The 15,171-nt window shown below is 33.6% G+C and carries 19 protein-coding genes; 12 read left to right on the forward strand and 7 right to left on the reverse strand.

The window, feature by feature from the left end; genetic code table 11:
• Positions 1-151 precede the first annotated feature (151 nt).
• From fri to LWE_RS04710, 4 genes are all read left to right on the forward strand, one after another.
• Entirely contained in the window at positions 152-622 is a 471-nt protein-coding gene (gene fri, locus LWE_RS04695) for a non-heme iron-binding ferritin Fri (RefSeq protein WP_011701751.1), read from the forward strand.
• Between the two features lie 240 nt (positions 623-862).
• On the forward strand, positions 863-1,165 hold the full coding sequence (locus tag LWE_RS04700; RefSeq protein WP_011701752.1) for a HesB/YadR/YfhF family protein: 303 nt from the start codon (positions 863-865) through the stop codon (positions 1,163-1,165).
• 115 nt (positions 1,166-1,280) lie between these two features.
• Positions 1,281-2,411, forward strand: a complete 1,131-nt coding sequence (locus LWE_RS04705) for an MBL fold metallo-hydrolase (RefSeq protein ID WP_011701753.1) — start codon at positions 1,281-1,283, stop codon at positions 2,409-2,411.
• A gap of 9 nt (positions 2,412-2,420) precedes the next feature.
• Positions 2,421-2,648 carry a DUF3006 domain-containing protein gene (locus LWE_RS04710; protein WP_011701754.1) on the forward strand — a complete coding sequence of 76 codons (228 nt, stop codon included), beginning with the start codon at positions 2,421-2,423 and terminating at the stop codon, positions 2,646-2,648.
• A 198-nt stretch (positions 2,649-2,846) separates the two neighbouring features.
• Here LWE_RS04710 and LWE_RS04715 read toward each other — a convergent pair whose 3' ends face one another.
• Positions 2,847-4,064: a CynX/NimT family MFS transporter gene (locus LWE_RS04715; RefSeq protein ID WP_011701755.1), complete on the reverse strand. Its 1,218-nt coding sequence runs from the start codon at positions 4,062-4,064 to the stop codon at positions 2,847-2,849.
• Positions 4,064-4,750: a FadR/GntR family transcriptional regulator gene (locus LWE_RS04720; protein ID WP_011701756.1), complete on the reverse strand. Its 687-nt coding sequence runs from the start codon at positions 4,748-4,750 to the stop codon at positions 4,064-4,066. Before LWE_RS04720 ends, LWE_RS04715 begins: the two co-directional genes overlap by 1 nt.
• Positions 4,751-4,872: 122 nt before the next feature.
• Here LWE_RS04720 and LWE_RS04725 point away from each other — a divergent pair, with 122 nt between their 5' ends.
• Complete coding sequence (locus LWE_RS04725) at positions 4,873-5,919, forward strand: AI-2E family transporter (RefSeq protein ID WP_011701757.1); 1,047 nt, start codon at positions 4,873-4,875, stop codon at positions 5,917-5,919.
• A 7-nt stretch (positions 5,920-5,926) separates the two neighbouring features.
• Here the strand turns inward: LWE_RS04725 and LWE_RS04730 are convergent, their stop codons facing one another.
• A complete protein-coding gene (locus LWE_RS04730; RefSeq protein WP_011701758.1) occupies positions 5,927-6,826 on the reverse strand; it encodes an alpha/beta hydrolase in 900 nt (299 codons plus the stop codon).
• Between the two features lie 20 nt (positions 6,827-6,846).
• On the reverse strand, positions 6,847-7,668 hold the full coding sequence (locus LWE_RS04735; RefSeq protein WP_011701759.1) for an alpha/beta hydrolase: 822 nt from the start codon (positions 7,666-7,668) through the stop codon (positions 6,847-6,849).
• A 155-nt stretch (positions 7,669-7,823) separates the two neighbouring features.
• On the opposite strand from LWE_RS04735, the gene LWE_RS04740 reads away from it, so the two are divergent.
• From LWE_RS04740 to LWE_RS04755, 4 genes are all read left to right on the forward strand, one after another.
• Entirely contained in the window at positions 7,824-8,282 is a 459-nt protein-coding gene (locus tag LWE_RS04740) for a DUF4064 domain-containing protein (protein WP_011701760.1), read from the forward strand.
• A 93-nt stretch (positions 8,283-8,375) separates the two neighbouring features.
• Positions 8,376-8,600, forward strand: coding sequence for a hypothetical protein (locus LWE_RS04745; RefSeq protein ID WP_011701761.1), 225 nt, complete (start codon positions 8,376-8,378; stop codon positions 8,598-8,600).
• Positions 8,601-8,828: 228 nt separating this feature from the next.
• Entirely contained in the window at positions 8,829-9,143 is a 315-nt protein-coding gene (locus LWE_RS04750) for a lmo0954 family membrane protein (protein ID WP_011701762.1), read from the forward strand.
• Positions 9,144-9,158: 15 nt separating this feature from the next.
• Entirely contained in the window at positions 9,159-9,998 is an 840-nt protein-coding gene (locus LWE_RS04755) for a PspA/IM30 family protein (protein ID WP_011701763.1), read from the forward strand.
• Positions 9,999-10,372: 374 nt separating this feature from the next.
• Here the strand turns inward: LWE_RS04755 and LWE_RS04760 are convergent, their stop codons facing one another.
• The 3 genes from LWE_RS04760 to LWE_RS04765 form a co-directional block, all read right to left on the reverse strand.
• Complete coding sequence (locus LWE_RS04760; protein ID WP_258319482.1) at positions 10,373-11,617, reverse strand: MucBP domain-containing protein; 1,245 nt, start codon at positions 11,615-11,617, stop codon at positions 10,373-10,375.
• Positions 11,604-11,771 (reverse strand): hypothetical protein, encoded by a 168-nt coding sequence (locus LWE_RS14770; RefSeq protein ID WP_011701765.1) that lies wholly within the window; start codon positions 11,769-11,771, stop codon positions 11,604-11,606. Before LWE_RS14770 ends, LWE_RS04760 begins: the two co-directional genes overlap by 14 nt.
• Positions 11,772-11,952: 181 nt before the next feature.
• A complete protein-coding gene (locus LWE_RS04765) occupies positions 11,953-12,603 on the reverse strand; it encodes a cyclic nucleotide-binding domain-containing protein (protein ID WP_011701766.1) in 651 nt (216 codons plus the stop codon).
• 278 nt (positions 12,604-12,881) lie between these two features.
• Here LWE_RS04765 and LWE_RS04770 point away from each other — a divergent pair, with 278 nt between their 5' ends.
• The 3 genes from LWE_RS04770 to LWE_RS04780 all read left to right on the forward strand — a co-directional run bounded on the left by LWE_RS04770 (position 12,882) and on the right by LWE_RS04780 (position 15,162).
• On the forward strand, positions 12,882-13,160 hold the full coding sequence (locus LWE_RS04770) for a hypothetical protein (protein ID WP_011701767.1): 279 nt from the start codon (positions 12,882-12,884) through the stop codon (positions 13,158-13,160).
• Positions 13,161-13,308: 148 nt separating this feature from the next.
• Positions 13,309-14,442 carry an N-acetylglucosamine-6-phosphate deacetylase gene (gene nagA, locus LWE_RS04775; RefSeq protein ID WP_011701768.1) on the forward strand — a complete coding sequence of 378 codons (1,134 nt, stop codon included), beginning with the start codon at positions 13,309-13,311 and terminating at the stop codon, positions 14,440-14,442.
• 15 nt (positions 14,443-14,457) lie between these two features.
• A complete protein-coding gene (locus tag LWE_RS04780; protein ID WP_011701769.1) occupies positions 14,458-15,162 on the forward strand; it encodes a glucosamine-6-phosphate deaminase in 705 nt (234 codons plus the stop codon).
• Positions 15,163-15,171: the final 9 nt, after the last annotated feature.

Here is a 15,171-nt window from a genome sequence, read left to right on the forward strand (position 1 = left end):
AAAGAGATATAATGAGAAAGCAGTAATAAATGTTTAAGAAATTGTGTGAGTGGTAAATACTTTGTGATGGTTTCCACACTGGACATTAGGGTGGGAATAGATTATACTTATTATTAAGTGATAATCATTATAAAATAGGAGGAAGATAATTATGAAAACAATCAACTCAGTAGACACAAAGGAATTTTTGAATCACCAAGTAGCGAATTTAAACGTATTTACAGTAAAGATTCATCAAATTCATTGGTATATGAGAGGCCACAACTTCTTCACTTTACATGAAAAAATGGATGATTTATATAGCGAATTTGGTGAACAAATGGATGAAGTAGCAGAACGCTTAATCGCTATTGGCGGAAGTCCATTCTCCACTTTAAAAGAATTTTTAGAAAATGCGAGTGTAGAAGAAGCACCTTATACTAAACCTAAAACAATGGATCAACTAATGGAAGACCTAGTTGGTACATTAGAATTACTTAGAGACGAATATCACCAAGGTATTGAGCTAACTGACAAAGAAGGCGACAACGTAACAAACGATATGTTAATTGCTTTCAAAGCTAGCATTGATAAACATATCTGGATGTTCAAAGCATTCTTAGGAAAAGCTCCATTAGAATAAAATAAATCAAAAACTGTGTGGAATTTCGTTCCGCACAGTTTTTTTATACAATTCTGTTATAGTACAATATCCTTATTTTTAATTTGTTTTAATACAATATGGTTTAGATTTTCTTGAAAAGAGGTATATTATCTTCATAACAAAAAGCAGAAAAAGTGAAATTTAATGTAAAATCTGCTATTCTTTATTAATAATCTTGACGAACATTCGTATAAAAAATGGAAACGAGGAGTGAAAAGTATGAATATCGATGTAACGGACCAAGCAAATAAATGGTTTCATGATGAATTTGATGTGACAAGTGGCAACGGAATCCGACTTTTTGCCAAGTATGGTGGTTCTAACAGTTCCTTGCATCCTGGTTTCTCTATCGGTTTAAGCGCCGAAAAGCCACAAGAAGCAGCAGTGGCCGAGAAGAAAGATGATTTAGTTTTCTTCATTGAAGATCATGATTATTGGTATTTTAAAGACCATGATTGGAAAATTGACTATGAACCAAAAACGGAAGAAGTATCCTTTTCCTTTAAAGAAAAAGTGAAATGAGTCCAATATAAATTGCCGCGTGTAATCGTTATGATTCCATGCGGTTTTTATTTTAAAAAAGCCTTTACTGTTTCTTGTTCCTTTGCTATTCTACTTAGAGAGCAGGAGGAGTAACATGATAAAGAAATTAGTAATTGGTATAAGTTTAATCGCAATATTCTTAAGTGGTTGTAGTATGTCAGAACCATCTTCAAAAACATCCACTATAACCGAAAAAACATTAAATGGTGCAAGTTTTACTTTTTTTGACGTTGGTCAAGGAGATAGCACGCTTATTCAAGCAAAAGATGGCACAACAGTGTTAATTGACACCGGACGACAAGACGATGACCGGATTTTGAGTTATTTAAAAGAAGCAAAGATAAAGAAGATAGATTTGCTTTTACTGACACACCCGCATGCGGACCATATTGGAAATGCAGACAAAGTGATTGCTACATATAAACCGAAAGAAATTTGGATGGATGGCTTAACTTTTTCCAGTAGTATTTATGAAAAAGTAATTGATGCCGCATTAGCTTCAGATGCGAAATATAAAGAACCAAGACGTGGTGACAAAGCAACTTTCGGACCTTTTAATTTAGAAGTTTTAAGCCCAGATAAATTGGAAAATGATGCCAATAATGATTCTATCGCAGTAAAAATAACCTATAAAGATATTTCTGCCATTTTTACTGGGGACGCAGAAAAAGGACGCGAAAAAGAAGTAGTAGATAGTGGCGCCAATCTAGAAGCAGATATTTTGGACTTAGGACACCATGGTTCTTCTACATCGAATCAACCATTTTTTCTTGATAAAATAAAACCACAAGTGGCTGTGTATTCTGCAGAAATGGCAAATAGTTACGGTCATCCGCATGTAGAGGTATTGGAATGGTTGAAAGAACGCGATATTAAAACCTATGGAACAGATGTTAACGGAACAGTTATTATTGAAACGGATGGCGAGAAACTACATGTTCAAACCGAAAAATCAGGTATACCAAAAGCAGGTAGCAGCTACAATAAAGAAAATAGCACACAAAAAACAGAAGATGCAACCTCCGAAGAATTACCAGAAAGTATTAATTTGAACGCTGCCACAAGTGAAGAATTACAATTATTACCACTCATTGGACCAGCTCTTGCAGAAAAAATTATTGCAGAGCGTCCATATCAATCCATAGATGAATTAAAAAAAATTAACGGCATTGGCGATGGTATCGTTCGTCAAATAAAAGAACAAGGCATTGCCGTAACGAAGTAGGTGATTAGGGTGAAAAAGGCAATTTTAGATCGTGTGGAAGATGGAAAAGCAGTTTTTTTGTTAGAACCTGACCAAACAGAATGGCAAGTAGACAAAGAAAAACTTGATTCATCCATAAAAGAAGGGGATATTGTCACTATTTCAGAAACTAATGAAATAATGAAACACCCCCAGGAAACAGAAGAAATGAAAAATAGGATTGCTGAAAAGTTAGAAAAACTAAGAAATAGAAACTGAGAAAAACTTGTTTAAACTCTCATGAAATTATCATCTTTTTTTCAGCACATTCTTTTTTAGAAAAGTTATTATATCTTTAAGCTAACAACAAGCAAAACATTTTCATTTCTTTCCCTTTTTAGAATGAAAATCCCAAACTCCCTTTTAACTAGTGCGGTTTACTCCCTTTTTCCGCACTAGTTTTTTTATGTGCAAAAATCACTTTTTCTGTGAAAAGAGAAATTTATTGCGTCCAGCATCTAGGCCGCAATATAGCATGAGCAGGGTGATAGCGACTAGCACATATAATGTCGGTTGCCAACTGCTGAGTGCATCATGTAAGGTACCAAATAATATTGGACCAGAAGCTGCGAATAAGTAACCAATGGATTGCGCCATTCCAGATAAATCTGCTGATTCTGTAGCACTTGTAGTTCGCAAATTGAAGAACATCATCGAAAGACTAAACGACATCCCCGAACCAATCCCGTATAGGATGATTGAGATAGATAAAATAAGTACATTGCCAGCAGCAAACATGATTCCAAAAATCCCAATCAAAAATAATGAAACCGAAATTCCAACAAGTAGTTGTTGATTTTTCATTCGACCAGCTATTATTGGAATAATAAATGTAATTGGCATCACGGCGAATTGCATCAAAGAGAGCATCAAACCACTAGAAGTACTGGATAATCCTTGATCCGCTAAAATATTTGGTAACCAGGCAATCGAAATATAGTAAATGGCTGATTGGGACCCCATATATAAAGAAATTTTCCAAGCAAGCGGAGACTTCCAAACCGAAGTAGTAGCTAGGTGAGTGGCGATTTTTTCGGAGCTTCGTTGGTTATATTTTAACTGTGGTAGCCAAACAACTAACGCTAAAACGCCCAATATTGCCCAGAAAACCATGCTTCCGTGCCAGCTAAAACTGTTATTCATAGCTATTGGAACGGTTAATCCAGCTGCAAGTGCAGCGCATAAATTCATGGAAATAGAATAAACTCCAGTCATTAACCCCAATTTAAATGGAAATTCCTTTTTAATTAAACTAGGTAAAATAACATTTCCTACCGCGATAGCAAGGCCAATCATAAAAGTTCCAACAAATAAGCTCATTTCTCCACCGAATGGTCGAAGCAGGCTACCAATAACGAGGGTTAGAAGTGCAATAAAAATAAGTATCTCTATTCCAAGCTTCCGACTTAATTTAGATACAAATGGAGACAAACCTGCAAATGCAAGGAGAGGAATCGTTGTTAGTAGCCCCGCCATCGTATTAGATAAGTGTAAATCTGATTGAATCATACCAAGGAGTGGACCTACAGAAGTAATTGGAGTCCGTAAGTTTGCAGCAATTAAAATAATTCCTATAATTAACATAACCTTACTTGAACGAGTAAGAATTTTTTCGTTGGTTAAATCTGAATTCATTAGTTATCTCCATTCTTTGCAGCAATTCGTTTAAATAAGGTAATATATTCCGTTACTTCTCGTGCCGCTTGTTCTTTATCACGTTTTTCAATTGCGGATACAAGAGCAGTATGGCCGCTATGAGTACTTTCTACAGGATTAATTTCTGTTGTACTTGTTATAGAAAACTGAATTTCCTCTAAAATATTTGCATACATATCAAGCAATAAATCATTATGAGAAGCTTTGACAATAGCTAAATGGAGCGCAGTATCAGCTTTTACAAACTCTTTTAAATCTCGTTTCTCTTTAGCAATATGACATAGTTTCATATACTTCTTCATGCTCTCTAAGTCTTCGTTTGTACGTCTTTCAGAAGCCAAAATTACAGCTTCACGATCTAATGCGTGGCGTATCTCAAGTATTTCTTGATTGGATGATTCGCGCACACGTTTTTGCATAATAGCATTTAACTCGCTATTATTTCTAACAAAAGTACCATCACCTTGTTTTGTTTCGAGTAAGCCGATATGAGCCAAAGCCCGAATCGCCTCTCGAAGCGTATTACGACTAATTCCAAAATTCGACATCAAATCTGCTTCTTTTGGAATTTTTTCACCGATTTTCCATGTTCCATTAGTAATCTCGGCTTTTATTTGGTCGTAAACTTGCTCAGCTAGAGATTTACGTTCAATCTTTTCTACCATATTATTCACTCCTTTTATTAAAGGTAGGATGATTGGTTCTATTTTACAGAAGAAAGATTTATTTGTAAACCTTATTTGCCAAAAATGTGATAAAATGAGAAAAGAAAAGGGTTGGTGAGGAAATGAATTGGTTAGAGAGACTAAAAGAAAATAACACTGCAAGGCGGGTGCTAGTGTTTCTACTTATAGGTATCGTTTTATATTTATTAAGAAGCATGATTGATTTAATATTATTAACATTTATTTTTGCATTTTTAGTTACTCGTTTAGAGAATGTAATTTTAAAAAGGGTACGAATACCCAGGAAATTAATAGTAATTGTTTTATATACGTTGGTTGCCATTTTTTTGTATGTCGCCATCGTCCATTTTTTACCAATTTTAATTAACCAAATTTCTCAATTAGTTGACTCGTTAGTGAAAATTTACAACAATCCAAGTGATAACACTATTGTAAAATGGATTGTAGGATTTTTAAAAGAGTCTAATATTCAAAAATACTTGCAAACAGGGGTTAATTTTATTATTGCTTCCTTGTCTGGCATCGGCTCTGTTGGATTGTCTTTCTTCTTAGCATTAATACTAAGTCTGTTTTTCTCACTTGAAAAAGAACGTGTAACTTCTTTTACCGGACAGTTTATGACAAGTAAAGTTGGATTTATTTTTAAAGAAGCTGCTTTTTTTGGAAAGAAATTTGTCGCAACATTTGGAGTGGTTTTAGAGGCTCAGTTAATGATTGCGCTTGTGAATACTATTATTACTACTATTGCACTTTATTTAATGGATTTTCCGCAACTACTTAGTTTATCCATTATGGTATTTGTACTTGGATTAATTCCAGTAGCGGGAGTCATTATCTCCTGTATACCTCTCGTACTTATTGCCTATTCAGTAGGTGGTTTCCAAGATGTCATTTATATTTTAATTACTGTAGTGATTGTCCACGCTATTGAAACATATATTTTAAATCCAAAACTAATGTCATCCAAAACAAATTTACCTGTATTTTATACATTTATCGTTTTGATTTTCTCTGAAACGTTTTTCGGAGTATGGGGGCTAATTGTTGGTATTCCTGTGTTTGTATTTTTACTTGATATTTTAGAAGTAAGAAATTCAGAAGATAGAAAGAAGCGAACCATATTTGGACGCAAGAAAAAAGTAGATTAAGAGCATCTTAATCTACTTTTTTTATATCCCATAAAAAGGCTGCTACTTTTGCGTCTACTTCAGTATTTTCATGGAGATTACTATGTGCGGCGTTTTTTCCAGTAAAAACTTGTTCTTCATAACTAGTTACTTGACCATTAAAGATAAACTTACCTGATAAAGCACTTGCTACTGAAACACTGCCATCACTTTTTGTACCATCTAATTTGTCGCCCGCAATATTTAATACTTGTAAGTTAGTAGGAATATTTGACTTGTTTTTCATAAATTCGCTATAGCGTTCAGATGATTGTTTCGGGCCATCCTCTGTAAGATCATAAGGTGTCACCCCGTCATCCCCAATAACAAGCCCATTTAACGGAGCACCAATTAAAACTAGTTTTTCAATAACAGGATATGTTTTATCGCTACCAACTTTTTCAATATAGCTTGTTAGACTAACACCGCCCATAGAATGTCCAATGGCATAAACTTTTTCAATATGATAGTTATTCTTGAGTTCTTTCATGACATTTTGAATCCAAAGCGCTTGATTTACCATCGAGCTCTTATTTTCTTCAAATATAACTTGAATAGTTGGATTTTGGCTGAATTTATCATAATTTCCTTTAGAAGTGACAGTTCCATCTGCAGCTACGGTCATTACAAGCGATTTTGTGACAGAACCATCATCTGCCAAACGATTAATCATCCCTTTGAAGGAATTAGCTGTTCCAGAATATCCATGAACAAATAATGTTGGTATAGCAATTTCTGAAACAGGTTTTTCATCTTTTGTTACTGTTTCTTTTTTTGCCGCAGAAGGTGTAGTACTTGGTTTTGTTGTTGCTTCGAATTGCAGAAAAATCACGCTAAATCCTATAATAATGGCTGTTAAGGTGATAATTCCAAAAATAATTTTTTTCATTACAAACGTCCTTTAATTTTTTATTTCTGCCCCCATAAAAATTGACCTACATATTTATCAACAAGTGCTGATTCATGCATACTACTGTGGGTTGCTTTTGAACCTTTAATAACATGTGTAACAACTTTTTGATGGGCGAATAATTTCTGTCCATATAAAACACTATCTAATTTGACTTCGCCATCGCTATTTGAACCATCCTCTAAATTACCACCAACAATCATAATTTCGGTGTTTTTGGGTAAGACTTTGGCCATTTTATCAGCGAATTTGGCATGCACATTATTAGCATTTTTGATATCTACTTGTTGATCACCATTTACATATTCTTCAGGATAAAATGGTACTGCCAGAAAAACGATTTTATTAACTTGAGGATAGGATTTATTTTTTTCATAAGAAGCTAAATAAGCTACCCACGCGCCTCCACCCATAGAGTGACCAACCGCGTTGAATTTTTTAATATTGTAGTTTTTCTGTAAGTAGGACATCACTTTTTTTGTCCACATAGATTGCTGTGGCAAAGTTGCTCGATTATCCTCAAAAACAATGTTAATTAATGGATTTTTTTCATTTTTATTATATGTTCCAGTAGTAGAAATATCACCATCTGGACTGACATTTACTGTTAATGATTCTGTTGCCCAATCATATTTTTGGTCGAAACGACGTATCATTCCGTGAAGTGACCTGTCTGTTCCCCTATAACCATGTATGAAAATAGTAGGAATGGAATCATTTGCTGCTTTTGGATAAGTTGTATTAATAGTAAATAAGATAAATATTGCTCCAACCAAACAGCCTAATGGTAAGATTATGGAGAAGAACACACGCTTTAGCATTATTTTAAGCTCCTTTATAATTGTTATGAACAAATTATACATTTTTTTGAAGGAAAACGCACGACTGGTCTTCTTTTTCTAACAATTTATTAGTTTATTCTCTTTAAAACATATAGTATACTGGAAAATGAGCGAAGAAACGGAGGCATATTATAATGATAAAAAGAACTGGTGAGGTTACACTCGCTATTATTGGTCTTATTCTTAGTGTTTTAATGCAAGCAGTTATTGCTACTATAGGTCTGTTAATGGTTCATGGGTCAAAAGGAAAAGAAGGTTTAGCAACATATTACAATAACTATTACCAAACATTTACTGACTGGGAAGTGCCAAAAGCGGATATTCCAGATCCTGATCGTGTTTTTGATTTAGTACATACTTTATCATGGACGGCACTTTCTGGAGGAGTTATTACTTTAATTATCGGGGTTATTGGAATTTTTTATATCATAAATAACAAAAATTTTATACTAGCGGGATATTTATTCTTAGCAGCAGGAATTGTGTCATTATTATCGACAGCACTTATTGGTTTTATCCCCGCACTTCTTTTTGTCATCGCAGCAATTTTATGTTTTGTTCGTAAGCCTAAAAGTACTTTTTCAGGATTCTAAATTGACGCAAGTTTGAATTATTCAAGCTTGCTTTTGTTTTATTTCTTCTTTTTTAGGGAATAAAATAGTGGATTTCATGAGGAGGTTGATAGTGTGAAAAATAAAATAGGAATCATTGTTGGAGCTGTTGCCGGAGTAGTAGCTTGTGGCGTTGTCTATATGGTGAAAAAGCAGCAGCCACAGACACCTTTTGATGAAGTGAATGATATTAGAACACGCTACGCTGACAGATTGGACGCTGAAACAGAGCTGGAAGAAAATAATATGATTTCTGAAGGTGGCGTATCATCTCTTCAATATGAAGAAAAAATAAAATAGCCAGAAAGCAGTTTGTACCTTGGATTATCCAAGGAGCAAGCTGTTTTTTGTTTAGTAATCACTCCTTATTATGGAAGATGTATGTTATCCTGTAGTTAGATAATAGGACTCAAGTTGTAGGTGAATTTCCTTCTACAGTGGGTTCTTATACTTGATACATAGGGTTATGATAGGTACAGTAATAAAAGATAAATAAATAGCTACATTCGGAAGTAAGGAGGTAGAAATATGAGAGCAATATTGATTGGCGTATTAATAGTCTTATTAATTGGAATGATACTTATAATACTATGGCCGGCGATAATGGCGACAATTGGTGCAGTACTCGGCTTTTGGTCATTGAAAAAACTACTGGAATCAAGAACAGTGAGCGAGAAAATCATTTATGGCATATTAATTGGTGTAGGTGCCTTAATTATTCTAGCTAACTTAAAAGGAATCTTGGTTGTTGCAATTATTGGAGCGATCATTTACTTCCTAACTAGAAATAAAAATAAATCAAGAAAAAATGACGATGTATTCGACTACCCATACAATAAATAATTGGAGGAGAAAAAAATGGCAAATCTTTTTGAAAAAATGAAACAATGGAATAAAGAAGTTACTGAAAAAATCGAGAAACGTGAAGAAAAACGCCGTAATTCGGTAAGTTACTATATGGATAAAACGAAACAAGAAATGAAAGATGCTGAACGCATGGTAGAAAAACAACGTGAACTTAAATCTCTTTTCTATAAAGAATATAAAGAAATGGAAGTTTATGTAGAAAAACGTCGCCACCAAGCAGCTATTGCCAAAGAAGCTGGTGAAACAAAACTAGCTGATTTCGCTTTAGAAGAAGTAGCTCAATATGAAGAACAATTAGAAGCAACAAAAGCACATTACGATCAAGCATCAGAACAACTAGAAAAATTAGAACTACGTATGCACGAAATGCGCTTAAAATGGAAAAATCTTAAAACACAACATTTAGCTGAAATGGCTGAAAAAAATGCGACAGAAACTTCCGAAAAAATGGATAAAGTTATCCATGATATGAGTTGGGGAAGTGTAAGTGATTACCATGAAGCTCAAAAACAACGCGATTTGGCAGAAGAAGCTGACAAAAAAGCAGATATGAGTAAAGAGTTATCTCAATCATTTGATGATTTAATGGACGAACTTGAAAAGAAAACAAACAAAAGTAAAGAAATTATCAAAGACAAAGCGCAAAACTTTACTTCAATGGTAGACGATATTATTGAACGTGAAAAACAAAATTTCAAGAAACCAGAAAGAGCTTCTATGGAAGACCAATTGAATGAATTAGAAAAAGAAGCTGCAAAAGATAAACCAAAAGAAGAAAAAGAAGTCTTGATTCCCGAATTAGAGAATAAAGAAGATAAAGAAGAGAAGTAACATCAATAATATATGTAGAAAAATTAAAACTAGAAGCAAAAATCATTTCAGTAGATTTTTGCTTCTTTTTTCTTTGAGCAATAAAGATTTAAAAGGGTTTTAGCTAAAAGTCCACTTATTGACCATCAGGGCATACCGTTATAATTCAGATGATTATTATTATAAAAAAGAATTTTTCGTTTAGTTAATTGAAAATATATAATCAACATTCTTTACTAGTTAAGCTAGCAATTATGAAAAGGCTTTTTATTCCTTGAAATCATATAAAAAATACTGCTAATTTGATTAAACGTGTAAATTATATTACCGCGCAAAAAAAGATGAGAGCATATACCCTCATCCTTTGTTTAATGAGAAAGTCAGGCCAATATAACTTACTCTTCTTTTGTATTTCTAGTCCTGCGAAGAGTGACGAATATTCCACCAACTAAAAGGATCCCTAAGCCAACTAATATGCTACTTTCTAACTCATTATCTCCTGTTTTAGGAAGCGATTTATTTACTTTAGTTAATCCTTGGTCTGAGTTATTGTTTTGTGTAATTATTTTTTTTTCTTCTTTTGGACTATTTACTTGTTTTAAAGTATCTTCAGTTCCAATAGGCTTGCTACTTTTCAAAGGTGTATTTTTATTTGTTGAAGCAGCATTATCTGTTGGAGAATTGTCCACATCAGTATCCGCTTTGTTATCTGGAACTGGTGTAAAGTTATTTGTATCATCATTTTTTTCATAAATATAGGTGACAGTTTGTGCATCTTTACTGAACTCACCTGTTGAATTTTTAGGTGTTTCTTTTAAAGTCCAGCCATCAATTGTTTTTGCCTCTGAAGAATAGTTGTCATTTACATTACCAGTTAACGTTTCTTTAGGAGCTAATTCGTTTCCTTCTGTATCTACATAAACAACGGTAACATCTGCACCAGCTACTACTTTTGTAAATGGTACTTGTAAATTAACGTTTCCATTATTTTGATCAAAAGTGACCATTTTATTTAAATTTTCTTGATAGATAGCTTCATCAAATTTATACCCCTCAAAATTTCGCGCAATACGATCTAAATCAAATGAGTTTACAGAAGCACCTACATTTGCTTCAAATTGGTTTGCATCAAGGTTTCCTTCCATATAATCAACCATGTTCTTCATTACATCATTCCATAAAATATCAGAAGGTAATGTATCATTTCTTAAATCGTTATAGGTAGCATTATTTGCTAAGTCACCAAATGTTACAGTGTCTGTTGGTACACCATCAGGGTAAGCATAACCCAAGTCTAATGAGGAAATAAGTTCAGGGCAATTACCATCTGTTGAGTAAAATGAAATGCCAACCGTGCCTTTAGCTACTTCATTTGCAATTTTGGAATAAGTGTAAGTTACAGTTTGGTTAGTTTCAGCAAACTGCCCGTTTTGGTTTTGCGGTAGTTTTGTTTCATCCACTTCATAGTCTTCAATTGCTATTGGCTCAGAGGTATAAGCTGCATTAAAATCACCTGTTTTGACAGTATTCTCTGCTAATTTGTTATTATCTTCGTCTACGTATTCAATTGTTGCTTTGGACTTTGTATTTACTTTAAAAGGATAAATACCACCATTACCAGCACCATCATAATATTCCAGGTGTTAGAGTTTGTTTATTAATTACTGCTTTTGGGGAAGCGGCTTCTTGTTCCACTTGCTCTTTATTGTCCAAAATTGCTGCAAAAGCATGAAATGGCGCTTGGAAAATTAAAACTGTTCCAAGTAGTAAGGCTCCTACGTTTTTTAATTTCATTTTTATTGTTCCTTTAACTTTATAGTTCAAGTATCCTAAAATTGTGTTTTTAAGTTATAGGATTTACTTGAAATCTAAGTATATCAGAGCTCGTAAAATTTCATATGTGTAAAATTCACTCCAAATTCTCCATCATATGTCGAAATTTCGAAAAGTGGAAATGTAAATAGTTTACCTTGAATTACAACCAGTCTTCGTTTTCAGCATCTGTAAATCGATCAATACGAACAAGTATTTGATTTCCATTTACTTTTACTACTTCTTTATTTTCTAGCTTTTGTAGATAACTATATAAACTTTTTCTAGAAATATTACTGTATAGGGCTAATTTATTCTTGTTTATATATTCAGGGAGTATGTAGTATTCATTTTCTCTTTCCAGCGTCAAACTTTGACATATTTGTTGTAATGAATAAGCTAATCGGTCCTCGGCTTTAAGATCATTCTTCATTAATTCAAACATGAAATTCGCAGAGTTTTCCATAATTGCCCGCATAAGTTTTTCGGAATAAAGAGATTTGTTTGTAGCATAGTTAAGGAAAAATTCTCGATGTAATAATACAATCTGAGCAGGTGTTTCAGCAACTAGTTTTAACTTGTTTTGTACTCTTAATTCATAGGGGGATTGATAGATGACATTATTCTTCATAAAGTAATGCAAAATTTGTTGATGTTTATTTTCCATACGTAACACACCGTCTAGCACTAAAATAAAATGTGCTTCTAATTTTTTTATTTCAAATACTTCCGCTGTATCTAGTTCCTCCCTGACAACCCAAACTTTTTCTGGAGTATTATGTTCTAGTTCATCAATTAAAGTTAACCATTCCATTTTTCTCACCTCTATTAATTTACTTTTTCTTATTTGTTCTACTTATCTATTACTTTACCCTTTTAGCTTGTGAAGAATCACTTCAAATAGAATCAATAAACTTACTTATGAAAAGAAAGTTTATTGCAATTTTAAAAATAAAAACTTGCTTTAAATTTATTTAGATTGTTGTATTAACTGGTTGCATTTTTTATGACTAAATTGTAAGGTAGATGTAACGAAAAGTGAATGAATAATTCGGATTGCTCCTATATAATTATCTATAGGAGGTGAAGGATATGGAAAAAATGATATCATGGAAGACTAACATTACAACGATTATATTCCTATTTTCGATAGTAGCACTAGCTTTAGTAGTTTGGACAGAAAGTATTTATGCTACCTATTCACTTTTAGTTTTATTACTAGCTGGATTTATTTTTAGTACTATTGGTATTTTTAGTAAACGTGAGAAAAAAACTTTTATTCTAGTAACGGCATTTATTATTTTTGGATTTACGACTTTTTGGCTTATTTCTATTCTTTATTTAGGATTTAACGGTTTTTATAATAATTAAATTAAAAGTTACGAGCTTCCATGATGAGCTCGTAGCTTTTTTGGTTATTTTACTTTTTTTCGGGTAAATAGGAAAAGATAAGTTGCATTTTAATGGATTCATGCTATACTAATTGGTATAGACCGATTTAACAAGGAGGCAATATGTAATGGCTAATAAAGTAATTACTAACGCTACAATTTATACTGGTAAAGGTGTTCTAGAAAACGCTTTTGTGCGTTTTGATGCACAAATTTTAGAAGTGGGTTCAATGACTTATTTTCAAGCGAATAAAGCAGAAGCAGTAATCGATGCAAAAGGACAAAAACTTGTTCCTGGTTTCATTGATGTTCATTCACATGGTGGATATAGTTTTGATGCAATGGATGCAGATCCAGAAGCACTTAGAAAACAAGTGAAAGGTATGTTGAATGAAGGGATTACTACTTATTTTCCAACAACAATGACTCAATCACATGAAAATATTGAAAAAGCTTTAAAAGTTATTAATGAAGTTGCTCAAACAGAACCTATTATTGGCGGGATTCATCTGGAAGGTCCATTTGTTTCTAAAGTATTTAAAGGAGCTCAGCCAGAAGAATATATTCAAGCGCCTGACTTGGAGCTTTTCAAAAAATGGTTTGATATTTCTGGTGGTTTGATTAAATTAGTAACCTATGCACCAGAACATGATACTTCTGCTGATTTTGAAAATTTATGTTTTGAATTAGGAGTTGTTCCAAGTATTGGTCACTCTAATGATGTGCGCGAACACTTGAAAACAAGTAAAGCGACACACGCAACACATTTATATAATGCTTGTCACCGTATGACACACCGCGAACCTGGTGTTCCTGGGCATGTTTTATTAGAAAAAGGGATTAACGCAGAATTAATTGTTGATGGTATCCACGTTCATCCAGATATGGTGAAATTAGCCTATCAAATGAAAGGACCTGAACATGTATGTATTATTACTGATTCGATGCGAGCAAAAGGTATGCCAGAAGGGAAATCGGAACTTGGTGGCCAAACAGTTATCGTGAAAGATAAACAAGCTCGCTTAGAAGATGGAACACTTGCTGGAAGTGTATTAACTTATGATGACGGCTTCCGTAATATGATTAAATTTACTGGTTGCTCGGTAGAAGAAGCAGTGCTTATGTCTTCTGGAAACCAAGCACGCGAATTTAATTTAACACAAAAAGGTGCCATTGAGGCAGGTAAAGACGCAGATTTCAACTTATTAGATGAAGATTTACACATTACAGCAACCTATTCATTTGGAAAAAAACATTCTTGAGAGGAAGATATTAATATGCAACTTATCACAACAGAAAATAAATTAGCAGGCTCCAAAAAAGCATTAGAAATTATTGAAAAAGGTATTACGACTGGTGAAGTAAATACACTTGGCTTAGCAACTGGTAGCACACCAGAAACACTATACGCTGAACTTGTAAAAAGCGATGTGGATACAACAAATGTAACGACAACTAATTTAGATGAATATGTAGGTCTTGCAGCGAGCGACCCAAACAGTTATCATTACTATATGAACAACTTATTATTCTCTAAAAAAGCTTTTAAAGAAAGTTTCTTACCAAACGGAGAAGCGACTGATGCAGAAGCAGAATGCGCTCGCTACGAAGAAATTTTAACTGAGCACCCAATCGATATCCAAGTGCTTGGAATTGGAACAAACGGACATATCGGTTTTAACGAACCAGGCACTTCTTTTGATTCGTTGACACATAAAGTCGTTTTAACTGATTCTACTCGTGAAGCCAACAAACGCTTTTTCGAAAGAGAAGAAGATGTTCCAACACATGCTTATTCTATGGGAATTAAATCTATCATGAATGCGAAAAAAATTATCCTACTTGCTTTTGGTGAAAACAAAGCACAAGCAATCAAAGAAACTATTAAAGGACCTGTAGATGTGAATTGTCCTGCTTCTGTTCTTCAAAATCATCCAGATGTTACTGTGATTCTTGACAACGAGGCGGCGTCACTTCTATAAGAAGAGGGC

It is taken from the genome of Listeria welshimeri serovar 6b str. SLCC5334, assembly GCF_000060285.1.
GTDB lineage: Bacteria > Bacillota > Bacilli > Lactobacillales > Listeriaceae > Listeria > Listeria welshimeri.

Excerpts from the sequence above, each read along its gene's own strand:
- LWE_RS04700 (WP_011701752.1), top strand. The coding sequence starts at position 863 with ATGAATATCGATGTAACGGACCAAGCAAATAAATGGTTTCATGATGAA.
- LWE_RS04750 (WP_011701762.1), top strand. The coding sequence starts at position 8,829 with ATGAGAGCAATATTGATTGGCGTATTAATAGTCTTATTAATTGGAATG.
- LWE_RS14770 (WP_011701765.1), bottom strand. The coding sequence starts at position 11,771 with ATGAAATTAAAAAACGTAGGAGCCTTACTACTTGGAACAGTTTTAATT.
- LWE_RS04705 (WP_011701753.1), top strand. The coding sequence starts at position 1,281 with ATGATAAAGAAATTAGTAATTGGTATAAGTTTAATCGCAATATTCTTA.
- LWE_RS04720 (WP_011701756.1), bottom strand. The coding sequence starts at position 4,750 with ATGGTAGAAAAGATTGAACGTAAATCTCTAGCTGAGCAAGTTTACGAC.
- fri (WP_011701751.1), top strand. The coding sequence starts at position 152 with ATGAAAACAATCAACTCAGTAGACACAAAGGAATTTTTGAATCACCAA.
- LWE_RS04735 (WP_011701759.1), bottom strand. The coding sequence starts at position 7,668 with ATGCTAAAGCGTGTGTTCTTCTCCATAATCTTACCATTAGGCTGTTTG.
- nagA (WP_011701768.1), top strand. The coding sequence starts at position 13,309 with ATGGCTAATAAAGTAATTACTAACGCTACAATTTATACTGGTAAAGGT.
- LWE_RS04730 (WP_011701758.1), bottom strand. The coding sequence starts at position 6,826 with ATGAAAAAAATTATTTTTGGAATTATCACCTTAACAGCCATTATTATA.
- LWE_RS04715 (WP_011701755.1), bottom strand. The coding sequence starts at position 4,064 with ATGAATTCAGATTTAACCAACGAAAAAATTCTTACTCGTTCAAGTAAG.
- LWE_RS04770 (WP_011701767.1), top strand. The coding sequence starts at position 12,882 with ATGGAAAAAATGATATCATGGAAGACTAACATTACAACGATTATATTC.
- LWE_RS04740 (WP_011701760.1), top strand. The coding sequence starts at position 7,824 with ATGATAAAAAGAACTGGTGAGGTTACACTCGCTATTATTGGTCTTATT.
- LWE_RS04755 (WP_011701763.1), top strand. The coding sequence starts at position 9,159 with ATGGCAAATCTTTTTGAAAAAATGAAACAATGGAATAAAGAAGTTACT.
- LWE_RS04765 (WP_011701766.1), bottom strand. The coding sequence starts at position 12,603 with ATGGAATGGTTAACTTTAATTGATGAACTAGAACATAATACTCCAGAA.
- LWE_RS04725 (WP_011701757.1), top strand. The coding sequence starts at position 4,873 with ATGAATTGGTTAGAGAGACTAAAAGAAAATAACACTGCAAGGCGGGTG.
- LWE_RS04780 (WP_011701769.1), top strand. The coding sequence starts at position 14,458 with ATGCAACTTATCACAACAGAAAATAAATTAGCAGGCTCCAAAAAAGCA.